This is a genomic window from uncultured Tenacibaculum sp., from assembly GCF_947499065.1.
Lineage (GTDB): Bacteria > Bacteroidota > Bacteroidia > Flavobacteriales > Flavobacteriaceae > Polaribacter.
In genome coordinates this window covers 1-301 of record NZ_CANMMT010000040.1, presented here as the reverse complement: position 1 = coordinate 301, position 301 = coordinate 1, and the positions used below count along the sequence as shown (strand labels likewise).

At 40.2% G+C, this 301-nt stretch carries 1 protein-coding gene; it reads left to right on the top strand.

From position 1 onward, the window contains the following. A partial coding sequence (locus Q0958_RS18905) for a hypothetical protein (RefSeq protein ID WP_299126130.1) occupies positions 1-301 on the top strand: 301 nt, incomplete at both ends.

Below are 301 nucleotides of genomic sequence, written 5' to 3'. Positions count from 1 at the left end.
GGAGAACAAGTAATCACAAGAACATGGAGTTTAACCGACGATTGTGGAAATACCACTAGTAAAGTACAAACCATCACCGTAGAAGATAACACCGCACCAGACTTTACAGTACCAGCAAACACAACGATTTATGCTGCAGCTGATTGTACATATAATGCCAGTGTAGGAGTAACAGGCGATGTAACAGATGAGTCAGATAACTGTGATACAAGTTTAGAGGCAATTTTTAGTGATTCAGTAGCAGCAGGAAGTTGTGAAGGAGAACAAGTAATCACAAGAACATGGAGTTTAACCGACGATT